This is a genomic window from Marinilabilia rubra (assembly GCF_003121985.1).
GTDB classification, from domain to species: Bacteria; Bacteroidota; Bacteroidia; order Bacteroidales; family Marinilabiliaceae; genus Marinilabilia; species Marinilabilia rubra.
This window is the reverse complement of the sequence record NZ_QEWP01000010.1, coordinates 97,967-121,432: the sequence shown is the minus strand read 5'-3', so window position 1 is coordinate 121,432 and position 23,466 is coordinate 97,967. Positions and strand designations below refer to the sequence as shown.

At 40.5% G+C, this 23,466-nt stretch carries 12 protein-coding genes; 2 read left to right on the top strand and 10 right to left on the bottom strand.

Features of this window, described 5'->3' with window-relative positions:
* Positions 1–37 precede the first annotated feature (37 nt).
* Entirely contained in the window at positions 38–1,999 is a 1,962-nt protein-coding gene (locus DDZ16_RS13115; protein WP_109264933.1) for a T9SS-dependent choice-of-anchor J family protein, read from the top strand.
* A gap of 128 nt (positions 2,000–2,127) precedes the next feature.
* Here DDZ16_RS13115 and DDZ16_RS13110 read toward each other — a convergent pair whose 3' ends face one another.
* Positions 2,128–5,199: a PAS domain S-box protein gene (locus tag DDZ16_RS13110; RefSeq protein ID WP_109264932.1), complete on the bottom strand. Its 3,072-nt coding sequence runs from the start codon at positions 5,197–5,199 to the stop codon at positions 2,128–2,130.
* Between the two features lie 245 nt (positions 5,200–5,444).
* Positions 5,445–5,627: a hypothetical protein gene (locus tag DDZ16_RS20615; protein ID WP_146192235.1), complete on the bottom strand. Its 183-nt coding sequence runs from the start codon at positions 5,625–5,627 to the stop codon at positions 5,445–5,447.
* A 1,487-nt stretch (positions 5,628–7,114) separates the two neighbouring features.
* Between DDZ16_RS20615 and DDZ16_RS13095 the strand changes: the two genes are divergently transcribed.
* Positions 7,115–7,756 carry a Crp/Fnr family transcriptional regulator gene (locus DDZ16_RS13095; RefSeq protein ID WP_109264929.1) on the top strand — a complete coding sequence of 214 codons (642 nt, stop codon included), beginning with the start codon at positions 7,115–7,117 and terminating at the stop codon, positions 7,754–7,756.
* Between the two features lie 4 nt (positions 7,757–7,760).
* On the opposite strand, the gene DDZ16_RS20755 is transcribed toward DDZ16_RS13095, so the two are convergent.
* From DDZ16_RS20755 to DDZ16_RS13055, 8 genes are all read right to left on the bottom strand, one after another.
* A complete protein-coding gene (locus tag DDZ16_RS20755; protein WP_158275671.1) occupies positions 7,761–7,919 on the bottom strand; it encodes a hypothetical protein in 159 nt (52 codons plus the stop codon).
* Positions 7,920–8,373: 454 nt separating this feature from the next.
* Positions 8,374–9,810 carry a sulfatase gene (locus tag DDZ16_RS13085; RefSeq protein WP_109264981.1) on the bottom strand — a complete coding sequence of 479 codons (1,437 nt, stop codon included), beginning with the start codon at positions 9,808–9,810 and terminating at the stop codon, positions 8,374–8,376.
* Between the two features lie 83 nt (positions 9,811–9,893).
* Positions 9,894–11,426, bottom strand: a complete 1,533-nt coding sequence (locus DDZ16_RS13080; RefSeq protein WP_109264980.1) for a sulfatase family protein — start codon at positions 11,424–11,426, stop codon at positions 9,894–9,896.
* 100 nt (positions 11,427–11,526) lie between these two features.
* Entirely contained in the window at positions 11,527–13,158 is a 1,632-nt protein-coding gene (locus DDZ16_RS13075; protein WP_109264927.1) for a hypothetical protein, read from the bottom strand.
* A gap of 23 nt (positions 13,159–13,181) precedes the next feature.
* Entirely contained in the window at positions 13,182–16,085 is a 2,904-nt protein-coding gene (locus DDZ16_RS13070; RefSeq protein ID WP_109264926.1) for a sugar-binding domain-containing protein, read from the bottom strand.
* A gap of 80 nt (positions 16,086–16,165) precedes the next feature.
* Positions 16,166–18,340: an alpha-galactosidase gene (locus DDZ16_RS13065; protein WP_109264925.1), complete on the bottom strand. Its 2,175-nt coding sequence runs from the start codon at positions 18,338–18,340 to the stop codon at positions 16,166–16,168.
* Between the two features lie 54 nt (positions 18,341–18,394).
* Entirely contained in the window at positions 18,395–21,520 is a 3,126-nt protein-coding gene (locus tag DDZ16_RS13060) for a glycoside hydrolase family 2 TIM barrel-domain containing protein (RefSeq protein ID WP_158275670.1), read from the bottom strand.
* A 517-nt stretch (positions 21,521–22,037) separates the two neighbouring features.
* Positions 22,038–23,444, bottom strand: coding sequence for a sulfatase (locus DDZ16_RS13055; protein WP_109264923.1), 1,407 nt, complete (start codon positions 23,442–23,444; stop codon positions 22,038–22,040).
* Positions 23,445–23,466 lie beyond the last annotated feature (22 nt).

Below are 23,466 nucleotides of genomic sequence, written 5' to 3'. Positions count from 1 at the left end.
GTAATTAACGCATAACATTCTGATTAAAAACAAAAACATGGAAAAATTATGTATCCTTTTCATCGGACTCCTGCTGTCCACTTCCTTAATTTCTCAACCCCATAATAACACAAAAGGCTGGTCAACGCAGGATGTCCGGTCCGGGGAGATGGCAAATGCAAATGTATTTGACAAAAGTGAGCCTGTTTTTAAGGCCAATAAACAAAACTCCGCAGCATTTGGGACCGATCGCTCACTGGAAATTGTTTCCTGGAACATAGAGTTTTTCCCTCACAATGGTGATGTTACTATTGGTTCCCTTTCCCGGATGATTGTTGATCTTGATGCCGACATCATAGCATTTCAGGAGGTTGCTGATGTCAATGCATTTACCCAAATGATTAATGAAACAGACGGATACCATTCCTATGTCGGGACCACTGATGACTTAATAAAACTGGGTTTTGTCTACAAAGCAGGAGTCATTCAGGTCAATAATGTTTACGAAATCTACAAAGATGCTCAATATGACCTGCCGTTTTTGAGACGGCCGCTTGTAATGGAGTTTACTTACAATAATGAAAACTACGTGGTCATTAACAACCACTTCAAAGCCAGAGGTGACGGGATACTGGATTTAGCAGATCCCAATGATGAAGAGAACAGGCGCTGGGTGGCAACCAACCTCATCAAAGATTACATCGACACTCATTTTGCCAATGAGAAGGTATTTGTAGTGGGCGATTTAAACGATGTGATTACCGATGATTACGCCAACAATGTTTTTCAAAGCATCCTGAACGACTCCGATAATTTCATGTTTGCCGATTATGATATAGCTACAGGGGCCGATTCTGAATGGTCTTACCCTTCTTATCCCTCACACATAGATCACATCATCATAACCAACGAACTATTTAATCACTATTACACTTACAGCGCCTCTGTGGCAACATTAAAAATGGAGGAATCCCTGACCGGGGGATGGAATGAGTATACTCAGAACATTTCAGACCACAGGCCGGTAGGTATTAAACTGTTTACCGATGATGTTGCATTATTCCGTAAAGACTTTGAAGATCAGAGTCTGACCTCAGGGGGATGGAGCTCATACAACGTGACCGGCAACCAGAACTGGACCATTCCCCAGCAACAATACGGGGTCGGCAATTCGTATTGTGCATACATCAGCGGCTATGACAACGGACAGCACGAAAATGAGAACTGGCTGATATCACCCCCGTTTTCTACCGATGCCTACAATGACCTGATTTTGTCTTTCTGGAATACCTCGGGCTATGCAGGACCGGACATCCAGCTGCTCTATTCCAACGATTTTTCAGACAACCCTGAAACAGCCACCTGGCAGGAAATAAATCCCGTTGTTTGGCATGACGGGGATACATATTGGGAATGGACTTATTCAGGCCCCCTTAATCTGAGCAGCTTTTCCGGAGCAGAAGGCCGTATTGCGTTTAAATATACATCCACATCCACAGAGGCTGCAACCTGGGAACTTGATAACATCATGCTTTCAAACGCTCCCAATGTTCTGGACATTGTTGCAGAGGTAAATGATTCTCAAGGCGGAAGCATAAGCGGAACCGGTGCTTACATCTATGGTCAGACCGTGGAATTGGAAGCCACACCGGCACCTTCCTTTAACTTTGTAAACTGGACCGAAAATGGTGAAGTCGTTTCTGCAAATCCCTTTTACAGTTTTATTGCTTCGGAGGACAGAGCACTGGTCGCCCATTTTGAAGCTCCGGTATCTGTTAATGAAACAGCATCAGATTTTAAACTCAAAGTATATCCCAATCCTTTCAACAGATTGATTTTTGTGGAGGGCCAAAACATCCGGAACATAGAGGTGCTTAATGTCAGGGGAAAAATTATGAAAGAGATTGAAGTTGTTTCCAACCCGGAAACAATCCATTTAGAGGAATTGCCTGCCGGTATCTATTTCATCAGAATAACAACAGATGATGGCAGTTTCACAACCAAATTATTAAAAATTTAAATCACTTTTAAAACACCCCGGGCAGTCATCGCGCTTTGCAAGTACTGTCCGGGTTTATTTTTTCCCCTTTTCAGCGATACACCGGATCAACCTTCTTTTTATTGGGGCACAAATGAGCATGATGAACATCAATTTTCGCCGCCTCTGCCGGAAAACAAATACTTTTTAAAAATTCTCTCCAATGCTTCACGACCAATTGGTTTGGTCAGGTAATCATCACATCCGGCTTCCTCAATTTTGCGAAAGTCCTCTTCCACCGAAAGGGCTGTTTGAGCAATGACAGGCAAATGAGAGCTGAATCCCCTGATTCTCCGGGTGGCCTCAAATCCATTTACCCCTGGCATCTTTATATCCATCAAAACCATGTCGAGATCAGTGTTTTTCCTGCATTGTTCAACCGCCTGTTCCCCATCGCCTGCCTCCAGAATTTTAAAATCTGTATCAGGGAATGTATTTTCAATCAATTCGCGAAGATAAAAACAGTTGTTACTCTCATCATCTGCAATTAATAACCTGAAAGTTCTGACCGAATGCACATTTTCTTCAGATTCTTCTGTCCCTTTTCTCTCATAAAGTAAATCTCGGTAATTAATATAGAAAAAAGAGCCATCTCCGGGTTTCGATTCAACACAAAGCCGGGTACCCATAATATTTGCCAGCTGTTGAGCAATGGTAAGCCCAAGACCATTACCCCCATAAATACGATTGGCTTCAGTTTCACCTTGTCTGAAGGGTTCAAATACTGTATCCAACATGTCCTGTTCAATACCGATTCCTGTATCTTTTACAAAGAACTGAACATGGGACTTTTTACATTTAAAACCAAACTCAACGGTTCCTTTGGGGGTGAATTTAATAGCGTTGGAAAGCAGTTTGTCAAATACAGTTTGCCATCTGACCTTATCAATTAACAATTGTTTTGGCTCTTCACAAGTAACCGTTTTGAGTGTGATTGAATCAGGTATTTCATTTTTGTATTTATTGTATAGACCGCTAATAATTTCAGATGGATTAACCTCTCTGACATTCAACTTAATATTGCCGGAATCTAATTGTGAAATAATCATAATATCATCAACAATTTCGAGGAGTTTTTGTGTGGATGAAACGATGGTATCTAAATACATACCACGTTTTTCTTCTGTGACAATACCCCTGCTAAGAAGCTCCGAAAATCCCAGTATGGCGTTCATGGGTGTGCGTATTTCATGCGACATGTTACGCAAAAAAGAAGCTTTCAAACGATCGCTTTTTTCGGCTTCCTCTTTTGCTTTACGCAATTCATTCTCAAATCTCTTTCTTTCTGTAATATCACGTGCAAGCCCTACTCTTTTGTTTTTTCCTCCATGATCGGAAATTGGATAGGTCTGCCCCTGTATCCACCTGATTTCACCATCCGGTCTTTTTATCCTGTATTCGAGCGACACCCTTTCTCTTCCTAATAAAACCTCTCTGCGGAGCTTCTCCAGAACCTGCTCCTTGTCTTCAGGCAAAATGAAGGAAAGAAAGATATTGGGATCTTCATAATTTTTTTCAAAAGGAATCCCGTAAACCTTTTCAAACATTGGGTTGATGTACAACATTTCATCATCTGTCCGAAGCCAGAACACCTCATCCACATTTTCTGCCAACTGTCTGAATTTCTCTTCACTCTCTCTTAGAGCCTGAATCATGTGCCTTTCAGCCGTAATATCTTCTTTAATCGCAGCGAAGTGCGTCATACTGCCATTGGTATCATAAACAGGAGAAATAACAGCCGATTCGTAATAAATCTCACCATCTTTCTTTTTATTTTTAAACACCCCGCGCCACTCTCTGCCTGATTTAATGGTTTCCCATAAATCACGATAAACTTCTACGGGGGTATCCCCTGCCCCCAGAATCCCGGGCTTAGATCCTTTGGCTTCTTCAGCACTATAACCGGTCAGCTCTTCAAATCCCGGGTTTACATATTCAATGACTCCATCCAAATCGGTTAAAACGATGGTATTGGGGCTCTGTTCCACCAGTTGTTGATATTTCTTCCACTCGTTCATTGCTTCTTTTTGAGACGAAATATCAATATCCAGACAATACAGTTCTTTCTCACCTTTACCTTCATCCAATACAATATGACTTGACAAAACCTGCACCGGCGTTCCATCCTTGTTAATAAGTTCTAACTCTTCCTGAGGGACTATCTCTCCCGTTTTAGCCATATTTTCGATCGCAGCCTGTACCCCATTTCGCATTTGGGGTGGAATAATTAAGTCTAAAAGATTGCTCCCCAGAGCCTCCTCCTTCGAATAGCCATAAAGCTTTTCGCTGGTCCGGTCCCAGAAGATAACAGTCCCGTCGGGTTTATATCCCTGAATAGCAATACTGGAAATATTAGTGATCAGTTTATTAAACTTTTCTCGCGAAAGGTGAAGCTGTTTTTCCATCTCTATACGATGAGAAATATCACGGGTAATGCCCTCCACATAAAATTTCTGACTGGATGAAGGATCTTTAAAAATACGTGCAGTGATTTCGGAGGGAATAATCCTGCCTCCCTTATTTTTAAGCCCCAATTCCACAGAAACTTCCCGGTAATTAGATTCCGGATCGATTGCAAATTTTCTGATTTCAGTATCGGCAAGCCCCTTAATACGATCATAATCTTGCGGAGCACAAAGTTCCCTGAGGGAAAGTTTCAATGCCTCTTCATTGGAATATCCAAATTTCTTCTCAAAAGAGGGACTGATGTACTCAAACTCTAACCGGTCGTTCATCAGCCAGATAACATCGGAAGCATTATCGGCCAATAAACGGTAGAGCCGTTCTTTACGCTCCAATTTTTGCTGGTACTTTTTTCTCTCCGTTATTTTATCAGATACCAGACAAACGGCATTTACATTTCCCTCTTCCCCTTTCACCGGAAGAAACTGAAATTTATACCAGTGAATCTGACCATCAGAAGAAGCCGTCATGCTTTTTTCAACGATTATTTCTTTTCCGGTTAGGGATTGATTAAAATTTTTTAAAAATCCTTCCATATCCTGTTTACGCACATATTCTAAAATGCAATCTCCAACCGCCATGTCTTTACCAAAGACTATTTTGGCTTGGTCTCTGGAGAATTTATTAGAATCGATAACATTTAACTGGGGATCAATTAATGTATATGAAAGGAGCTCATTCTTAAATAATGCATCGAATAATTGATTGGTCGTTACCATATTTCGGGGTGTTTCTTGTCTTGCTCCTGTCTTACAGGAGGGTACGATTAGGATAAAATGGAAATTTCAAAATGGGCGTATAACGTTGCTCTGAGCCTATCACAAATGATTGACGATAATAAGTGTAAAAAAACCTTTAATTAAAATAATAGGATATTTTCTCTAAAAAACCATGACAAATACAATGTTTTTTGACAAACGGTTTATCTATCATTATTATCAATCAGATTTATGGTACTACTAACTTAAACGTCTAAAAACCGTCGAGATTGCTTAGATGATTCTTCACGTTTAACCAGTTTTTCCCGAGCATCGATTATTTTTTCAAGACATTCAATTAATTCGGAATATCGTTTTGAGCCGGGCCGGCTCCAGATAACATTGGCGTGCACACGGGTTACCCCAATCATCTTTGCAGCAACAGCCATGTCACCAATTTGTTTTTTTTTATTATTTCCTGCCGTTTCATAACTCTTTTTTTTCTTAATTTTGTTATCGATCAATAACAACTTTATAGTATTGTAATTGCAACTGCAAAGCAATATTATTATTAGACTATTTTCTAATTTTTTTTGATAAAATGATACCCAAAAGGCTTAAACGCTTCATAGACCATAAAAATATATCCATATCAGCTTTTGAAAAAAGCATTGGCATGTCTAATTCCAGCTTTCGCAAAAGCCTGCAGAACAACACAGCTATCGGGACCGACAAGTTAGAAAAAATTCTAAACAATTATACCGAAATAAATCCGGAATAGTTACTAACCGGGGAGGGGCCCATGATAAAGGAAAGACAATCAAATCCCAACAAAGCCCTAAACACCAAGAACCCAATTAATTTAATAAAAAATCAATCCACGTTACTAGAAAACGAATTATTAAAATACCTTAAAGAAAAGGACAACAGATTAGAAGCCCTTATTTATGAAAATGCTACCTTGAAAATCAAAATAGAACAATTAAGAAATCAAACCTAACTTCTCAATAGATCATCAGATTTTCAGATATCTGCCTGACGGAAGTCAGGTAAGATGCAAGATAAATCGCCTGACCTTAAAAACCTGCGTGTCACCCTAAATCATAATACATCTATAAACAATTAATTACGTATACATTTTAAAAGATCAACGGAGTATTAACTTCTTCAACACCAAATAATAAATCTTTGAAAAATTGCTAAATAGTGCTTGTCCATAAAGTCTCATTTACCGCGTTACGCCTGGATGAAAATTACTCGTCCCGAAGGATCGGGACTGCGCGCTTTCGGGCTTCGCAAGCCTAATATATGAAACTTTCTGAACACGCACATAAATTTTGACACTGTTTGCTTAGAAACTGTTTAAATTTTGTTTTTGGGAAGATGTTTTTGAAGAATTGAGTTCTTAGACAAATCAAAATTGCAACGAATAGCAACGCTTTTTAAGGAAATTTTGACGAAGTATAAGAGCTCAAGACCAGAAAACATCCTAAAGGATAAAACTTAAACAGTTTCCTAGTTTTTAGACCGGCTAAATAAATAAATCAGCAATTTTGAGGGAAAACGACAGTTATGAATCTGGAAAGTCCGCTCATTACAAATCCCAATCATTCGAGAAAACAATTTAAATACTTCAACCAGACAATAGCACAAACATAAGTCTTTATAAACCACAAGAATTCCTTATATTTGCAAGAGGTCCAAAAAATATCCAACCTAAAAAACTGTTTACCAAAAAGTTATGCCTGCCGAAAATAAATAAAAAGGTTCACGCGCCGGCAGACATCGCCCTAAACGTTATAAGAATATACACCTTGTGTGCTGGCGTATCAGCGTTAAGAATTTTTAGCGGACTATTGATAAAAAATTCAACATTCTTTCAATTCATCAACCTTTTCTCTACTAATCCTTATAAATTCACCAAACCTATTTGCTGATGGATGAGATTTTAACGGAGGAAGACAAGAAGCTTATGGAGGTTTCCTCTGTCACATTGCAGTTTCAAAAGGGAGAAGCCATCTTCAGGGAAAAGGCGCCGGTCAACCAGGTACATCTGGTCCGGTCCGGACTGGTGAAAATTTCAAAGGATGGAGCATCCAACAAACCGCTCATCATTAAAATCCTGAAACCAGGCAATTTCCTGAGCCTTGCAACAATCTTCAACGGGGGCATCAATGTAACAAGTGCCACAGCCGTCACCAATGCTTCTTTAACTCTGATAGAAAGAGATGCTTTTTTTAAAATCTATCGCCGAAACCCTGCTTTTAACGAAAGCATCTGCCGCCAGATCTCGCATGCCAACACGTATTTGCTTCAGCAACTCATGTCGAGGAGTGTAAAAAGACTCCCGGGAAGAGTGGCTGATACCATTCTTGATCTCCACAAGCTCAACGACGAGTCCCATTCATTTGAACTGCCTCTGAGTCGTGTTGAAATGGCCCAACTCGCCGGCACCACAAAAGAGAGCCTGATCAGGACACTGGCCGAGTTTAAGCACGATAAAATTGTTAAACTCGAGGGCCGAACATTGACAATAAACAGCCTGGAAATTCTGCAAACCCTGAGCAAGTTTGGGTAAGGATTCACCGCTTATTAATCTCCTCCCTCAAATAGGTAATCAGTGACTTCTGCCCAAGGCCTCCTCCGCCTTTTTCCTTTTCTATTACAAAAAAACGGGGCACCCTCTCCGGCAAAACAGCCTGACTTTCGCTGCCTACCATGCCCAAAACCACTTTGCGCATGGGCTCTGCCAGATATTCGGCCCCCTGTGAGTCGGCAATATGTCATAAAAAAAGTGCCGATTGAAAGTTGAACCTTCATTCTACGACATACTACAAATCCTAAAAACAGCCCAGCTCAATGAACTACAGAAGGAGAAATACTTAGGGAGCGCTGAAAACGCCTACTTTATTAGCGTTTAAAACTTTAAATCATATCAACAAACTCCTAAGTGCAAGATTATTCCACATCAAACTCGGATTTCTTTGCACTTAATCATAAAAAAACAGCTAATCAAAAGAACAAAATTTACTGCACCGCCCGAATCTCGAAGTATTTCAATACTCCTTCGATTGGGCGGCTTGTAAATTTTGCCCTTTTGACTTTTTCAGCAGTCCCTTCTATGTTAATAAACGAACAGATTCTTCGACAAGCTAAAAATGATATTAAATTTGGATTTTTTGGACAGCCTCTTTTTTAAAAATGATATTTTCCGGCCCGGGAAGGATCATAAGCCGGGTTAGCTGAAGGCAGCTGCGCATCAGTTTTTTCTATCATTCTTTTTAATGCATTTTTAAGTTCAGAGGCCTTTTGTTTGTTCATATCAAAAAGATTCTCTTTTTCTCCTATATCCTTTTTTAGATTGTAAAGCTCATATGTGTCTGTCTCATAAAAATGGATAAGTTTCCAGCCTTCTTTACGAACCGCGCTGTAAGGAGTGGCCCCTTCACCATGATAATGGGGATAATGCCAAAAAATCACCTCCCGCTGAATATCAGCTTCAACATCATCCAATAAAGGACTAAGATTGACCCCGTCAAATCGACTTTTAACATTACCCTCAACATTCAATCCGGCCAGATCAATTAAAGTAGGCATAAGATCAGGTGAAACAACCGGCTCGGAAGAAATTGAACCTCTTTGATTTTGCATGGAAGGCGTTTTAATAATAAGCGGCACTCTGACACCCCCTTCATAGGCATCCCCTTTGCCCGATCTCAATGGATAATTACTGGTAATTTTTCGTTTCCCCCTCCCGATTAAGCCTCCGTTGTCAGAAGTAAAAACAATGATGGTATTCTCATACAAATCCAGGGCCTTTAACTCATTTATCACGGCTCCAACTGCATCATCCATGTGCTCAACCATGGCAGCATAAGCCGGATTTTTTTGAAGCAGCGAAGAATCAACCAGTGCTTTATATTTTTCTATTTTTTCTTTTCTGGCCTGCAAAGGTGTATGAACATTATATAACCAGAAGTTGAGAAAGAAAGGCCGCTTCTTGTTCTCTTTAATAAAAGTTCGGGCTTCTTCTGCAAGCCGTTCAGTTATATATTCATCTTTACTTTTAGCCGTTAAGCGGGGATTACCATAGGGGGAGAAATAACCATTAAATCCTTTCTTAGGTCTTCTCTGGGGTGATCCGTGATCGCAACCACCTATATTCACATCAAAACCCTGGTTTTTGGGCCAGTACACAGAATCTTTTCCAAGATGCCACTTTCCAAAATGCCCGGTTATGTAGCCATTGGCTTTGAAAACATCAGCCAGAGTTGTAGCCGAAGTATCCAGATGCATAGTCCAGTCAGGGATTTCCAACTTGGCAAACGGGTATTTCCATCCTGTTATCCAATCTGTTAAATTTACGGTAGCTGGATATTTGCCGGTCATGATACTGGCCCGGGTAGGTGAGCATACTGTACAGGCAGCATAAGCATTATCAAAACTCACAGATTCATCAGCCAAATTGTCAACATTGGGAGTTTGATAAAAGTTACTACCATAACACCCCAAGTCCTTCCATCCCAGGTCATCCACCAGGAAAAACACCACATTAGGTCTGGTCTCAGTTCTTTCGGCTTCCACCGGGACAGCAATCCAAACAAAAAGTAAAATAAAAAAGAAATTTTTCATGACAACATTTAATTTTGATATTAATATTCCTGTGCCCCCCGGCCCTCCACAGCTCAGAGAAAGACCGGAATGAATGCTATACATTATCGGCTTTGATCCTCATTCAAAATCCTGCTCAATTCAGCCTGCATTTGTTTAACTAACTTTGGTTTTTTATCGGCCAGATTGTTCTCCTCCCAAATATCTTTAGATAAATCAAAGAGTTGGGGTTTAAAACTACTACCCGATTCAATCCCTTTCTTTTCTTCAATCCAGTCAGGCTTCCATTTTTTAACCGGTTTTATATATTTATAATTGCCTTTGCGCAAAGAATAAGTATACGACTGCTCCATCAGGAAATCACGTCCTTTTTTAGATTTACCCGTTAGTGCATTTATCAGGTTGTAACTATCCGGTGCTTCTTTTTCGGTTAACTCATGCCCTACTATTGACGCAATTGATGCATAAAAATCCGTATGGCCAATTAATGCATCACTTTTTCCTGGTTGAATAACGCCAGGCCATTGAACAATTGTTGGCACTCGTGTTGCCGCTTCGTAAGCACTGTATTTTCCACCTCTGAACGGCCCGCCCGGTTTATGTTCACCTAGCATTTCAATTGCTTTGTCTTCGTATCCATCATTCAACACAGGTCCGTTATCGCTTGAGAAGATTATCATGGTATTTTCAGAAACACCCAAATTTTCAAGGTGCTGCATCAGCTGGCCGGTCACCCAATCCATCTGTACAATGGCATCGCCACGCACCCCCATATCGGTGGTTCCCTTAAACCTGTAATCAGGCAGTCTGGGGACATGAATGTCATGAAAAGCAAAATAAAGGAAGAAAGGATTGTCCTGATTTTGATTCATAAATTGTCTTGCTTTATGGAGCATTTGGTGAGGCACGGTCTCATCATTCCAGCGAGCCGAGTTGCCGCCACTCATGTAACCGATGCGGCTAACTCCATTCACAATGGTTTTCGAGTGCTCTTTATCGGCCTGGTATCTTAACAACTCAGGCTGTTCTAACCCCGTCGGGTCGGTACCTACTTTCTTTTTATAACTTACCTGAATGGGATCCTCGGGGTCTAAACCAACCACATGATGATTTTCAACCATAACACATGGTACTCTGTCACCGGTTGCTGGGATAAGGTAACTGTAATCGAACCCAACCTCGAGAGGACCAGGAGTAATTTTTCCATTCCAGTCTACATCCCCATCGCCCAAACCAAGGTGCCATTTACCGATAACAGCTGTTTTGTACCCGTTTTTTTGAAGCATTCCCGGTAAGGTTGGTGTATCTAAATCGATAATCAAAGGAGCATCCCCCGGCAAAATAGAGGCATTGTTTCGAAAAGCATAGCTGCCTGTAAGTAAAGAATATCGGGATGGCGTACATGTTGAAGAAGAACAGTGCGCATCGGTAAATACAATCCCATTTTCGGCAAGTTTATCAACATTGGGCGTTTGTACTTCTGTTGCACCATAACAACTTAAATCGCCATAGCCCAAATCATCAACATAAATGATTACAACATTTGGCTTTGGGGTTTGGGCAAATGCCCCCCCGCAAAAAAACAACAACCCAAAAACAACAATGACTTTAAAGATAATATTCTTCGTATTTTTCATAACAAACATTTTTATTCCAAAAACTATTATGGATATCGCTTTGAACTCACTTGGTTGATAATTTACATTCTCTTTTGCGGCAATCGCTGCCATGCTCGTTTCATTTTGTTCTATATTCCAGTTTAAGTACTAAACCTGGCTCCGATAGATCCTCCTTTTTGTTTGCAGAACATCCTATTTCCTCTATAACCCGACCAGGAATAACCATACTCCCTTTCTTAAATTTAACTTTACCTGTGATGTCTGTAGCAACCTTACCGGCAAGGTCCTGTGCCAGTACCCGGCATTTCGATGATAAGTTTTCTGATGCCAGTTTTAACGATGCGTATTTCCCGAAAACACCTATAATAGTATCATTGCCTTCAATCCCCAGCGAAATATCAGCGTGAGGGAAGTAGTGCCCCCTTTGGCTATCGATTCTTGGTAACGTGGCAATTGCAACAGCTCCGTTTGGATGTCGTGAAGCCAGGAGGTAAGGGGGTTCCCCTTCGCATTCTACGGTTGGCAAATCAATGCCCCTTGTAACTATTCCCGGTGCCTTTTGAACAATATTCCTGTCGATAACCCAATACGCCCAGGAATCCCCTTTTTTAAACGTCCAGTTGTCCGACAACATATTTGAACTCAACACTACTTCCGATGCTCCAACACCAACAGGAGGGGCAATACGTTGCCATTTTATAGCGCGGGTCACTTCTGTCATTCTTTTATCAACCCTTAAAGGGTTATACCCGTTTCCTTCAATATGCAGCCACTGCGGATGGCGCATAATACCTACAGCACACCCAAGTGCAGCCCCCATGTACATTTCGTCCTCACAGTTTATAACACAATCGTTTTTGCCATTTTGTGAACTAACTGCCAGTTGTTGAGCCACCCTGTCGAGCGTCGTGGGTACCGATAGGTGGGCTGTAACATCATACGTTCTGAATACATGGCTGTACCCAATTACTTTAACAGCTTTTTTTAGCACATTTCCGTTGCCCCAACGTTTGTATTCTCCACTTTCGTTATAAACTTTTGTGTCCCACGGGCACTCATAGTCGTTTATCGGAGAACCATTTCTGCAATTTTCAACCCATAAGCCGGGAGCATGTTCTTCGGCTAAGCGGGTTAACATTTCCCTATACCAATCTTTCCCGTTGTGCGCCCCATAGTCAACTTTCCAATAGGTAATTCCGGCTTCATGGCTCCACTTAAAACGCTCGCGGTAATAGTCTTCTATTTCTGTTCTTGACATTTTCTTTTCGTTGTAATTTGCCGGATGCGCCGCAACCCATATTCCTGCTCCTTTCCAACCTTTATCGATACACAGCTGGTTCAGTTTTTTTAAACGCTCCATAGGCGAACCAGTGCATGAAGGGAATTTTTCTTCTGCCAATTCCAGTGATCCCAGCAGCCATCGTTTCTTATCAAAATCGATGTTACGGCCAATATCCCATCCAAGATCGAACATAATTAAGAGGTCTTTCCGAACTTCCGGAAGTATATCTGCCCAGCCATTTTCTCCAAATATGGCCTGCTCATCTAAATTATTGGCTTGCCGGAAATGACCGTTAATTCCCCACGATGCATTTTGAAGTGTGGCAGAATCGACTGCATAATTCTGCGCTCCCCAGGTGCACCAATAGGAAGGGTTATTTGATGGGGCTTCGGGAACCAGGTTAACTTCTTTTTCTTTGGAGCAGGCCATTAATAACAGCAATGCACCTAAGTAAAATATCGTTTTCATGAAAATTCGGTTTTTGTTATACTTTATTGCAGCAAATCATAACCACCAGTATTGCCTTTGTCATTTGTTATTCTGCTTTTGCTTTTGGTTGAAGTATTTCCATAAATTACAGACAACAACTTATTCTGCGATAGCGTTGTTTGTGGAGAAAATTCTTCCGAATCCATATAGCGAAGCATTGAACGGAGCAGTTGCTGAGCAACAAAGTCGTCTTTATCGTTTAGGTTGGCAGAACATACCAATACGCTTCCTTTACCAACCTTAAATTCAAATAGTAAACCCAGTTTTGCGCAACGTTCGAAATTGTCGATAGCCTGCACGATAGGTCTATATTCGGCATCAGCAGAATCCAATACAATGGGGCGCGATTTTTTCATAATGGACCACCATTGCCAATCGGAATGGAACGAGGTTGGGAAATGTTTAAATACAGGATGTTTATCGTCAATTAGCAATCCGAGTGTACCGGGTGATACCGGTTTGTTGTTTCGCTCGCAGATACCTTTAAACATGGGGTAACACCAATAATCGCTGATAAACAATCCTCCTACCGAGTTTTTAGCAATGCTGGCAGAATCGGGCATTAAAAGTACTTTGCTTCCGTTTTCAAGCTTTGCAAGCGTTGCCATATCCAAAACTGTCGCCATTTCTACTTCCGTTACCTTTTCTTCTTTTATGCTTTCAGGATATACCCAAACATGGTAGTTGTTCGTTATTTTACCATTTGAGGTGCTCAAAGCAAGTGTAAGTTGTTGTGGTGTTTCTATTTCCGACAGGGGCACGCTAATTTTTTCGAGCGAAGTAATTTTGCCTTGCTCAAAATTGATTGCAGGTGTTTCACCGCTAGCTACAACCGTTCCGTTTTGCCCGGTTAAAGTCCATGCAATTGTATTGTTCACCATGTCGGTAGCTCCATAGTTTATTGCAATAAGCTCGGCAGTTAAGCTTTCGTTGTTTTGCCAAACCAAGCGTGGCATTTTTGCCTGTATGGTTTGGTCTGCGCACGACTGGCGCCATTCTTCGGGGCTTACAATTCCCTTTGAATCCATAAAAGCATCGAGCATGCCTACCAGCGCCGTTCCCTGACCCGGGAAGTCCTGTAAATCCAGAATTTGAAAACCACCCAAACCGGGAGTTCGCATCGATATCTCGTTGTCTTCTTTATAACACAAGGCCGCATGTTTTCCCGAAGCCTCAAATAATTCTTCCCAATAAGAAAACATGTTTTGGTCGATCATGCGTTGTTTGAAAACCTCAAAATTACGGGCTTCCAAAACCCCGGTATATTTGCTTATCTCATTAAAGTTGGGCAGCACCTGGTATTGTCCTGTTTCGTGACCAATAGCAGGAACATCGCAGTGTTTTAACGCGGCTTCAAAACTGCGCTCTGTGTTGGGGAACTGACCATTAATAATTCCAGCGTTGGGATCGTTCGCATACGAAAAAGATGCCCTAATGTCGTTCACAAAATTATCCTGCTTCTTTTTGGTACGTGCCGAAATAAAGAAATCTTCGTTTGGCTGTTTCTTCGGGTTCCAAAAGTAATTGTTTGAACCTTGTGCAAAAAGGCTTCTGCCATCGTATTCCTTTAAATGATTCACCATTTTAGCCATTAGCTTGCGGCTGCCGCCCAGTTCGTTTCCTAAAGCAAACATTACAAAACTCGGATTATTAGCATAGGTGTCAAAAATGGCTTCGCCTTCTTTTCGTTGGAAATGGAAGTGCGCGGTATCGGTTTCTTTAAACTGTCTCCACTGTGGTAATTCGGGTTGCATGTAAATGCCCACCAAATCGGCCGCTTCGAAAGCTGCTTTTGGGGGCGTCCAACTATGAAAACGATAGTGGTTCAGACCGTATTCTTTGCAGATTTTCATTTGGCGCACCCACTCATCTTTGGTAGTTGGCGGGTAACCTGTTAAGGGGAAAACACAGGCATCGTGCTTGCCACGCAGCAAGGTGAATTTGTCATTTACCACAAACTGCGTACCCTTGGTAGTGAACTCCACCATGCCAAACGATTCTTCTGTTTTATCGCCGTAAGCATTCGACTCGCTTTTTGCACTTAATTTAGCGGATAACCGATAAAGGTGGGGGGTAAATTCATCCCAAGTGGCAAAATTATTGCCCATGTTGTACTTTCCGGTAACCACAATTTCGTTTTCGCTCGATGAAAATTCAAAAGTTTGCTTTTTAATGGTATGATTATGGCCATTGAATCCCTTTGCCTGGCAAGTAATGGTACCATTCAGTTTTTCTTTTTCAGGATTCGGTAACCTGAAGACTACCTTGACCTCTTTATTTTCCGTATCCGGAAATACTTTCAACGATTTTATGTAAACCTTATCCATTGCGGTAAGTTCAAGCTTACCGATAATGCCGTTCCAATTGGTTTGGGTATGTTTTGCAATAGCATGTGAACCCCCTGTAGGAAATAGTTTTGGCGTATTGTCAACTGAAATGGATAAGGTGTGTTCTCCCGGGGTGAGCACCTTTGTAAGGTCGTAAATATGCGGAGCAGACAAATGTTTTTGTAAAGGGAAACGTTGTCCGTCTACCCACACTTCGGTAGCTTTAGTGCGCTCCAGAAATAGCCGGATGGTTTTATCCTGCCATTCATTTGGGATAACCACGGTTCGCTGATACCAAGCTTTCCCGACGTAATAATATTTTCGGGTGAGGTGGTTTACTTCTATTTTTTTGTTGGGAGTTCCTTTTTTGTTTTCATCGGTTGTTCCTGGTAAGATTACCGATTCGTCGAAAAAACCATTAAACCATTGCTCCTGAACGCCAACATTGTTCGAGTCAAGTTTGAAAGCCCATGTACCGGAAAGGTCTATGGTTTTTCTGCTGGTTTCCGGTGAGGAACAAGCAGTAAGGATAATGCTTGTAAAAACAAGCATCACTAATACTTGTGGCCTTATGTTCATTGTAGGATCTTTTATTATTTGATACTTGAGGTGCAATCCCGCCAGAAAGCGAGATCGCACTCCGAGTTGTAAGTTTATTATTACTTTACCTTCTCAAGTTTCAACACCACACTTTCGTAAGGTTTTTTCATATCCATTGGTAAACCTCGGTTCATTAAAATAGAACCGGAAACTTCCAAGCCTACTTCTTTCACTTTGCTGCGCTTAGCCCTGCGGTTCAATTCGCTTATTTTATACACGGCATTATCCTCTAAACCCTGGAACCTGATTAAAGCACGTTCTTCCCTGCGGTGAAACTCGTGACTGTAAGCCATAACAATAGCCTTGTCTTTTTCCGGAGTAACATAACTTATGGCGGCAAAGCCATCGTCATCGTAAGGGGAGTATAAGCGGTACAAATCGCCAAATTGTATGATGTCCCTGTTGGCTTTATAGGTTTCAAGCACTTGCTTAACGTAGACAACGTCCTTTTCGCTTAAGATATCAGGGCTTAATTCTAAGCCAAGTCGTCCGCCAAAGGCCATGTCGCAACGGAATTTAAGCGGTGTATGTCTGTTTGTTTGATGATTGGGTGATTTGGTGATGTGTGCACCTGTTGCAATAGGGGGATAAATATGGTTGGTTCCCCATTGAATAAACAAACGCTCGTAAGCGTCGGTATTGTCGCTTGCCCAAAACTCGTGGGTGTATTTAAGCGCACCGTAGTCGACCCTTCCGCCACCAGAGGCACAAGCCTGGAAAATAATATCGGGGTATTTTTCGTTCAATCGGGCCAATACGCTTTCCAGTCCTTTGGTGTAATCAATCCACAAGTGCGATTGCTTTTCGTCATCTAAGTAGGTAGAACCAAAGTTTTGTACATGTCGGTTGGCATCCCATTTTACATAAACTATGCGCGGATTATCCGTAAGTACGTTATCTACCACACCGAATACAAAGTCCTGTACTTCAGGGTTCGATAAGTCCAGCAGTAACTGGTTGCGTTCCAGCATCTGCTCGCGGTCGTTTTTACGTTGAATTATCCACTCCGGGTGATTTTCGGCCAGTTCGCTTTTAGGGTTTACCATTTCAGGTTCTACCCAAATTCCGAATTTTAGCCCTTTGCTTTCGGCATGGTCAATTAAATCGCCGATGCCGGCTGGTAGTTTTTCCTGGTTTACTTCCCAATCGCCCAAACCAGCTTTATCGCTGTTGCGTGGGTATTTGTTGCCAAACCAACCATCGTCGAGCACAAAAATTTCCACACCCATTTCGGCAGCACCGTCCATCATCGACTTTAGCTTGGCTGCGTCGAACTTAAAGTAGGCACCTTCCCAACTGTTTAACACAATAGGGCGAACCTGGTCGCCATCGCGTAAGTTATACTTGCGAGCCCAACGGTGAAGGTTAATGGAGCCTTGGTTCTTGCCCGAGTTGCTGTATGTGTAAATCACGCGTGGTGTTACAAATTCCTCTTTGGGCGATAATAAATAGTCGGAAGCAAAGGGATTGATACCCGCAGTTAACTGGCAGTAATCTCTATCTTCCACCTGAAAGGAAAGTCTGAAATTGCCCGACCATGCCAAAGCGCCCATTACCACTTCGCCATAATGGTCGGAAGCTTGTTGGTTGAGCGATAAAACAAACGATGGGTTTTCGTATTCAGTAGAGCGAACTCCGCGTTTTGTTTCAACCAGTTTTATGCCGTTGTTTAACTTTTCTTCAACCAGTTGCATCTCCTGCGCCCAACTACCATGGAAATGCGTTAAGTAGTAGCTTTCGGCTTTAAACCCGAGTGCTGTTGATGCAAACTGCTCCAGCTTTACCGGTTTTTTTTCGGTGTGACGGATGCTTACCCATTGTTCAATTACATTTTCGGCTTGGTAGGCTTTAAAGTTCAATTCAACAAAAAATGGTTTCTTTTCGTCTTTCAGCTTAATGGTTGTTGTTTGAATATTGCCATCGAGCTGTTGCTTGTGCGACTCGTACATTAAGTCGGTAGCCATAGTACCGTCGTCGTGGGTAGCAATTAAAGCTACTTCGTTAGAGCATCCGTTACCAAATGATGGGTAAGCTTCGTCGAAGGATGTTGATATAGCATCGATGCCTTCTGTTGTACTAAGGCTGTTCCCAAAATGAATTTGTTTCAGTTTGTTTTTGTATACGCCGTAAACCAACGAAGAATTGTTTGTTTCAATATGGATTACCTGCGCCCTGGTTATACAAGACACACAAATCAATACGCACACTGTAATTAGTGAATTTATTTTTACCATCTCGTCTTTGTTCTAATTTTACATTATTAATCAATTCTATTGCGATTCGACAGGTTATTTCCATTCAATTCTCAGTTTATAGCCTTCCGGATTTATTTTGGCATAATACTTTTTCATGGGCATAGTGCCCACACTGCCGTTTCCTAATGGACCATGTTCAAAATCGATGTTTAAAATGATAAAAGGGTTTTCCTTTAACTCAAAAGGATGTTTTGCCTGATTTAATTGTCTCGTCGTGTATCTCCTTAATGAGAAATTTAGTGCTTGATTTGATTTGGCTGACAAACCTCTTTCGTCAGAATCATAAACGCTTAACCATCTTACCTCCGATTTATTTCCGTTTTCCTGTGGACTGGGATAGTTTACAAAATGTTCATCTACGTTGGCGGAATAAATCCCCATCTGCATACCTGTTTTTCGGTCGATGTAAGAACTTCCCGGTCCTTTTCCGTACCAGGTACTTTCGGTTAAGCCTTTGTTTAGCTTTACTTCGTAGCCGATCCGTGGTAGGGTGAAAGGATTATTTCTGCCAGTAAAATCTACTTGCAAATCAACATCGATTACTCCATTGCCGGAAATAATAAAGACTTCGGTCGTTATAAAACCTACTTCCCGATTAGGTGCTTTCAGCTCTTTTTCGATAATTACACGGGCTTTATTATCATCCAAAACAAGCTTAAAATTAAGTATGTTGGTTTCTAAATTATGAAGGTTAAGCCAGTTCCACAGGTCACGTATTTTATTGACTTTATCGTTATCAATATTTGCCCGTGCAAACGACAAAGTGAAGCCCCCATCAATAATCGTTTTATTGTCTTTTGTGAGTTGTACGATTTCACCTTTGGTTTTATCAAAAACCAGGCTTCCACCGGAAAAAGAAATTGTTACAGACTCTTCACTATCTTTTTCAATACCAACTTCACCTTCATTTTCAACAGATGTTAGCGTGAAATCGGCTTCTTGCAATATTAGCTCTTCCCAGGCTATTACATGATTGGCTTTTGCCCACTTTTCATCTTTCTTGGTTTTTGCTTTAAGCTGAAGAATGTATTCTTTGCCCTTTTCAAATTCTGAAGGCCAATTATTTATTTGAAACTCACCAGTTTTAAGAGGCGGAAGGTTTACTTCGAGTTTCCCGTTTTTGAATATTTCCCCATTTTCAAGCAGTTGCCATATAATATCGAATTTCGATAGGTTCGTAAAGAGAAACTTGTTGTTGATTTCAACGATTCCTTCTTCTGTGTTTTTTAATTTGAATGAAATATCCTGGTAAGCTTTTTTAACTTCAACCGTTTTAGGTGTTTCGGTTAAATCGGCGAACATTATGCCGTTCATGCAAAACCTGCCGTTGTTTGGCCCATCGTCAAAATCTCCACCATAACCCCAAAAGTATTCACCGGAAGGTTTTAAGCATTCAGCATGCGCTTTTTCAGGGGCTTTAATTTCATGTCCGAAATAGCCGTTTAACCCTTTCGTAATCCCTTGGTCTGACCAATCCCAAATACAACCGCCAATAAGTTCCGGATACTTTTCAAATGCATCAACATACTCTTGTAAATTGCCCACTGCATTTCCCATTGCGTGTGCGAATTCGTTCAGCAAATAGGGTTTATCCAAATCACTCTTGCCAAGGTAAATCATATCGTCAACCGACTGGTAACGACCAAACGCGTGTTCTTTTCCGAATTTCCAAATACCTCCGCCATAAACATCGTAATCAGAAGGATCATCGGCAAAATGATAGTGAGTTGGCCGTGTGGGATCGATTTCTTTTGTGCGCTTGTTCATATGCGCCATAGTCTCGCCGTTACCAGCTTCGTTACCAAAAGACCACATGATAACACAAGGATGATTTTTATCGCGCTCTACCATAGCTTCCATGCGCTCAACATGTGCCTTACGCCAGTTTTCTTTTTTTGCCAGGCTTTTCTCGCCATACTTCATTCCGTGCGATTCCACATTGGCTTCGTCCACCACTAAAATACCGTATTCGTCGCATAGTTTGTAAAAGTAAGGATCGGCAGGATAATGGGCTGTTCTTACCGTATTGATGTTGTTTTGTTTGAGTAATTTAACCGTGTTCTCCATCCGCTTTCGGGGAATGTGTTTTCCATAAATCGGGTCGTGTTCAACAACATTTACCCCTTTTAATATGATGGGTTTACCGTTAAGCAGCAATTCTTTTTTATCAGAAATTGTTATTTCACGGAAGCCAACATTTGCATAAAACTCATCCGTAATCTCATTCTTTTTCTTCAAGTAGAAATGCAGTTTGTACAGGTTCGGTTTTTCATTGGACCAAAGCTGAACATTTTCAATGTTCTCTAAAATTTCAATGTCCCATGTATCGGATAAATCGTCTTGCGAGAATTTTTCTTCGGAGCTGGCAACTGTTTTGCCGTCTTTATCGGTAAGCGAATACCCCCATTTTTGTTTTTTAAGAGCTGTTTTTGATGCATTTAACAGGTCAACCTTGAGGTTAAAACCGGCACTGTTATCAGCCTTTAAAGGTGTGGTAACAAAATAATCGCGTATGTGCACTTCGGGTTTTGAAACCAGGAAAACATTTCGAAAAATACCGGACATACGCCAACCGTCCTGATCTTCAAGGTAGCTACCATCGGACCAGCGGAAAACCTGTAAGCGAACAGTGTTTTCTCCTTCCTGTAAATAATTGGTAATATTAAACTCAGCAGGAGACCAACTATCCTGGCTGTAACCAACCTTTTGGTCATTCACCCACAAATAAAAAGCCGATGAAACACTTTCGAAACGCAAATACATAATTTTATCTTCGCAATTTTCTACAGAAAAAGTATGCTTGTAAATTCCAACCGGATTGCCGTACTTTCCTTTAATATGTGGCGGATTAACTTCGAAAGGGTATTTTGTGTTTCTATAAATTGGTATTCCGAAACCTTGCATTTGCCACGCGCCGGGCACCTGAATTTTATGCTCAAATTTTATTTCAGAATATTCCGGAACATCGGCTGGATTCGCGTACCAGTTAAAGTCCCATTCGCCGTTCAATAATTCAACATTTTGCGATTGATCATCGTAATACATTGTCGAAGTAGGAGCTTCTTTGTTGATTTCGGTTACCTGCTCGTTTTCCCAATCGTTTTGAGCAATTGCTCTTTCAGGTAAAGAAATCAGACCCAAAAGTACAATCAACGACAAACATATTCTTTTTGAAATCATTGTATATATATTGTTTACAGGTGAAATGATTCTATTTTTTTTTTGCACCCACACATAAAGATGGTAAACCAATACAAAGGGTAAGTATTAAAATCACATTTTTCATAATCAAAGTTTTATTATTCCCAAATACTATCAATTCAACACCTTTAAAAATCACATATCCCAAATGGGAAATCATGGATAAACACTATTTATTGTCTTTAAATTGGAGATGTTAATTCTTTATTGGTTATAGTCTCCAATTCTTTATTGCTCATATTAGTTACGTTTATCCTAGCAAAGGAGAATGTATCATACACCACATTGAAAAATGAGCATTATCTTCTTCAGAACTCATTCCCCGGCCAACCTGTTACGTTTGGTATAAAAATAGTGGCCGACTGAGTGGTATTTAACTATCAAGTTGCACGCAAATTGAAGTGGGCTAAACCCCCTTTAATTTACTGCAATTTCGGCTATTCCTTTGATACTACGTTGAGCATTCGTTTTTTAGTCAATTTCTATATTCAGGATTCACCCTTGTGGGAATCGGAGCTTTTGTCTCATCCCACCAATTCTTTAAATAATTTAACATTTCATCCCTTTTCTCAGTTTCTTTTTCCGCAAGATTATTTCTTTCTCCAATATCTTCTTCTAAGTTGTAAAGCTCAATTTCATTATTTTCGAAATAATAGTGTAGCTTCCAATTCTCATATCTTATTACAGACCCCGGACGGGTTCTGAATAAAGAATCACGATCTTCACTATCTTCAATAGCATGAGTATTGGATGCTTGTAAATAAATAGGGAAATGCCAATAAAGTGGACGGTCTAATTTATCTGTTTCCCCCTCTAAAATTGAAGATATATTAATACCATCTAATTTTAGCTCAGTATTATTAATGCCTGCGTAATGTAAGATGGTTGGAAATATATCTAGGTTAGTTATTGGAATATTACTTTTAGAATTTTTACTTACTTTGTCCCTATAAACAAAGAAAAAAGGTACACGTATACCTCCTTCATAATAACTTCCTTTTCCAGCTCTTAAGGGATGTTGATCGGTTATACCAAACACGCCACCATTGTCAGACGTGAAAACAATAAGAGTATTATTGAATAGTCCTTTTTCCTTTAATTTTGAAATCAATAAACCAATATTTCTATCAAGGTTTTCTACCATTGTGGCATATTTCGCATTATTCTGACCGTTCGATCCAGGTTTTTGATTATATTTTTCAATTAAACTCTTTACTGGATGAATCGGAGTATGCACAGCATAAGGTGCATAGTTGAGAAAAAATGGAGATGAAGCGGTATCAACAAACTCTATGGTTTTTTCCATTATTAAATCGGTTAGATAATCATTATTACCCCCTTTTATTTTAACATTTTTATAAGGTGGGTAATAACTTTTCGGACGACCATTGTGTCCTCCGCCAATATTTACTTCAAAACCATATTCTAAAGGATTATCGCTTAAATGCCATTTACCCGCATGACAAATTTTATAACCATTTTGACTTAATACCTCTGGAATAATTTCATACTTTTCAGTTTCAGCTAATGTGGTAGTGTTTTTAGTAGGAATCAGTTTACGGTGTTTTGAAGCTCCCCTTTCAGAGGATCCAACTGTATATATTCCATGACGGGGTGTCCACTTACCAGTCATTAAACATGCCCTACTAGGTGCACAATTTGCTGCGGCAGCATATCCATTGGTAAATACCATTCCAGAGGCTGCCATACTATCGATATTGGGTGTTTCGTAATATTCACTTCCCATATAACCAACATCTTTCCAACCCATATCATCGATGTTTATAATGACTATATTTGGTTTTACTTTATCTCTTGTATTATTACTACAAGAAATAAGTGATATAATCAGAACAATAGAAATATTTGTTACAAATTTCATATTCGATGTTTTTGGTAATGTA

What these genes read in the sequence shown, in the direction of transcription:
- DDZ16_RS13115 (WP_109264933.1), top strand. Translation starts at nt 38, where the DNA reads ATGGAAAAATTATGTATCCTTTTCATCGGACTCCTGCTGTCCACTTCC.
- DDZ16_RS13110 (WP_109264932.1), bottom strand. Translation starts at nt 5,199, where the DNA reads ATGGTAACGACCAATCAATTATTCGATGCATTATTTAAGAATGAGCTC.
- DDZ16_RS20615 (WP_146192235.1), bottom strand. Translation starts at nt 5,627, where the DNA reads ATGGCTGTTGCTGCAAAGATGATTGGGGTAACCCGTGTGCACGCCAAT.
- DDZ16_RS13095 (WP_109264929.1), top strand. Translation starts at nt 7,115, where the DNA reads ATGGATGAGATTTTAACGGAGGAAGACAAGAAGCTTATGGAGGTTTCC.
- DDZ16_RS20755 (WP_158275671.1), bottom strand. Translation starts at nt 7,919, where the DNA reads ATGCGCAAAGTGGTTTTGGGCATGGTAGGCAGCGAAAGTCAGGCTGTT.
- DDZ16_RS13085 (WP_109264981.1), bottom strand. Translation starts at nt 9,810, where the DNA reads ATGAAAAATTTCTTTTTTATTTTACTTTTTGTTTGGATTGCTGTCCCG.
- DDZ16_RS13080 (WP_109264980.1), bottom strand. Translation starts at nt 11,426, where the DNA reads ATGAAAAATACGAAGAATATTATCTTTAAAGTCATTGTTGTTTTTGGG.
- DDZ16_RS13075 (WP_109264927.1), bottom strand. Translation starts at nt 13,158, where the DNA reads ATGAAAACGATATTTTACTTAGGTGCATTGCTGTTATTAATGGCCTGC.
- DDZ16_RS13070 (WP_109264926.1), bottom strand. Translation starts at nt 16,085, where the DNA reads ATGAACATAAGGCCACAAGTATTAGTGATGCTTGTTTTTACAAGCATT.
- DDZ16_RS13065 (WP_109264925.1), bottom strand. Translation starts at nt 18,340, where the DNA reads ATGGTAAAAATAAATTCACTAATTACAGTGTGCGTATTGATTTGTGTG.
- DDZ16_RS13055 (WP_109264923.1), bottom strand. Translation starts at nt 23,444, where the DNA reads ATGAAATTTGTAACAAATATTTCTATTGTTCTGATTATATCACTTATT.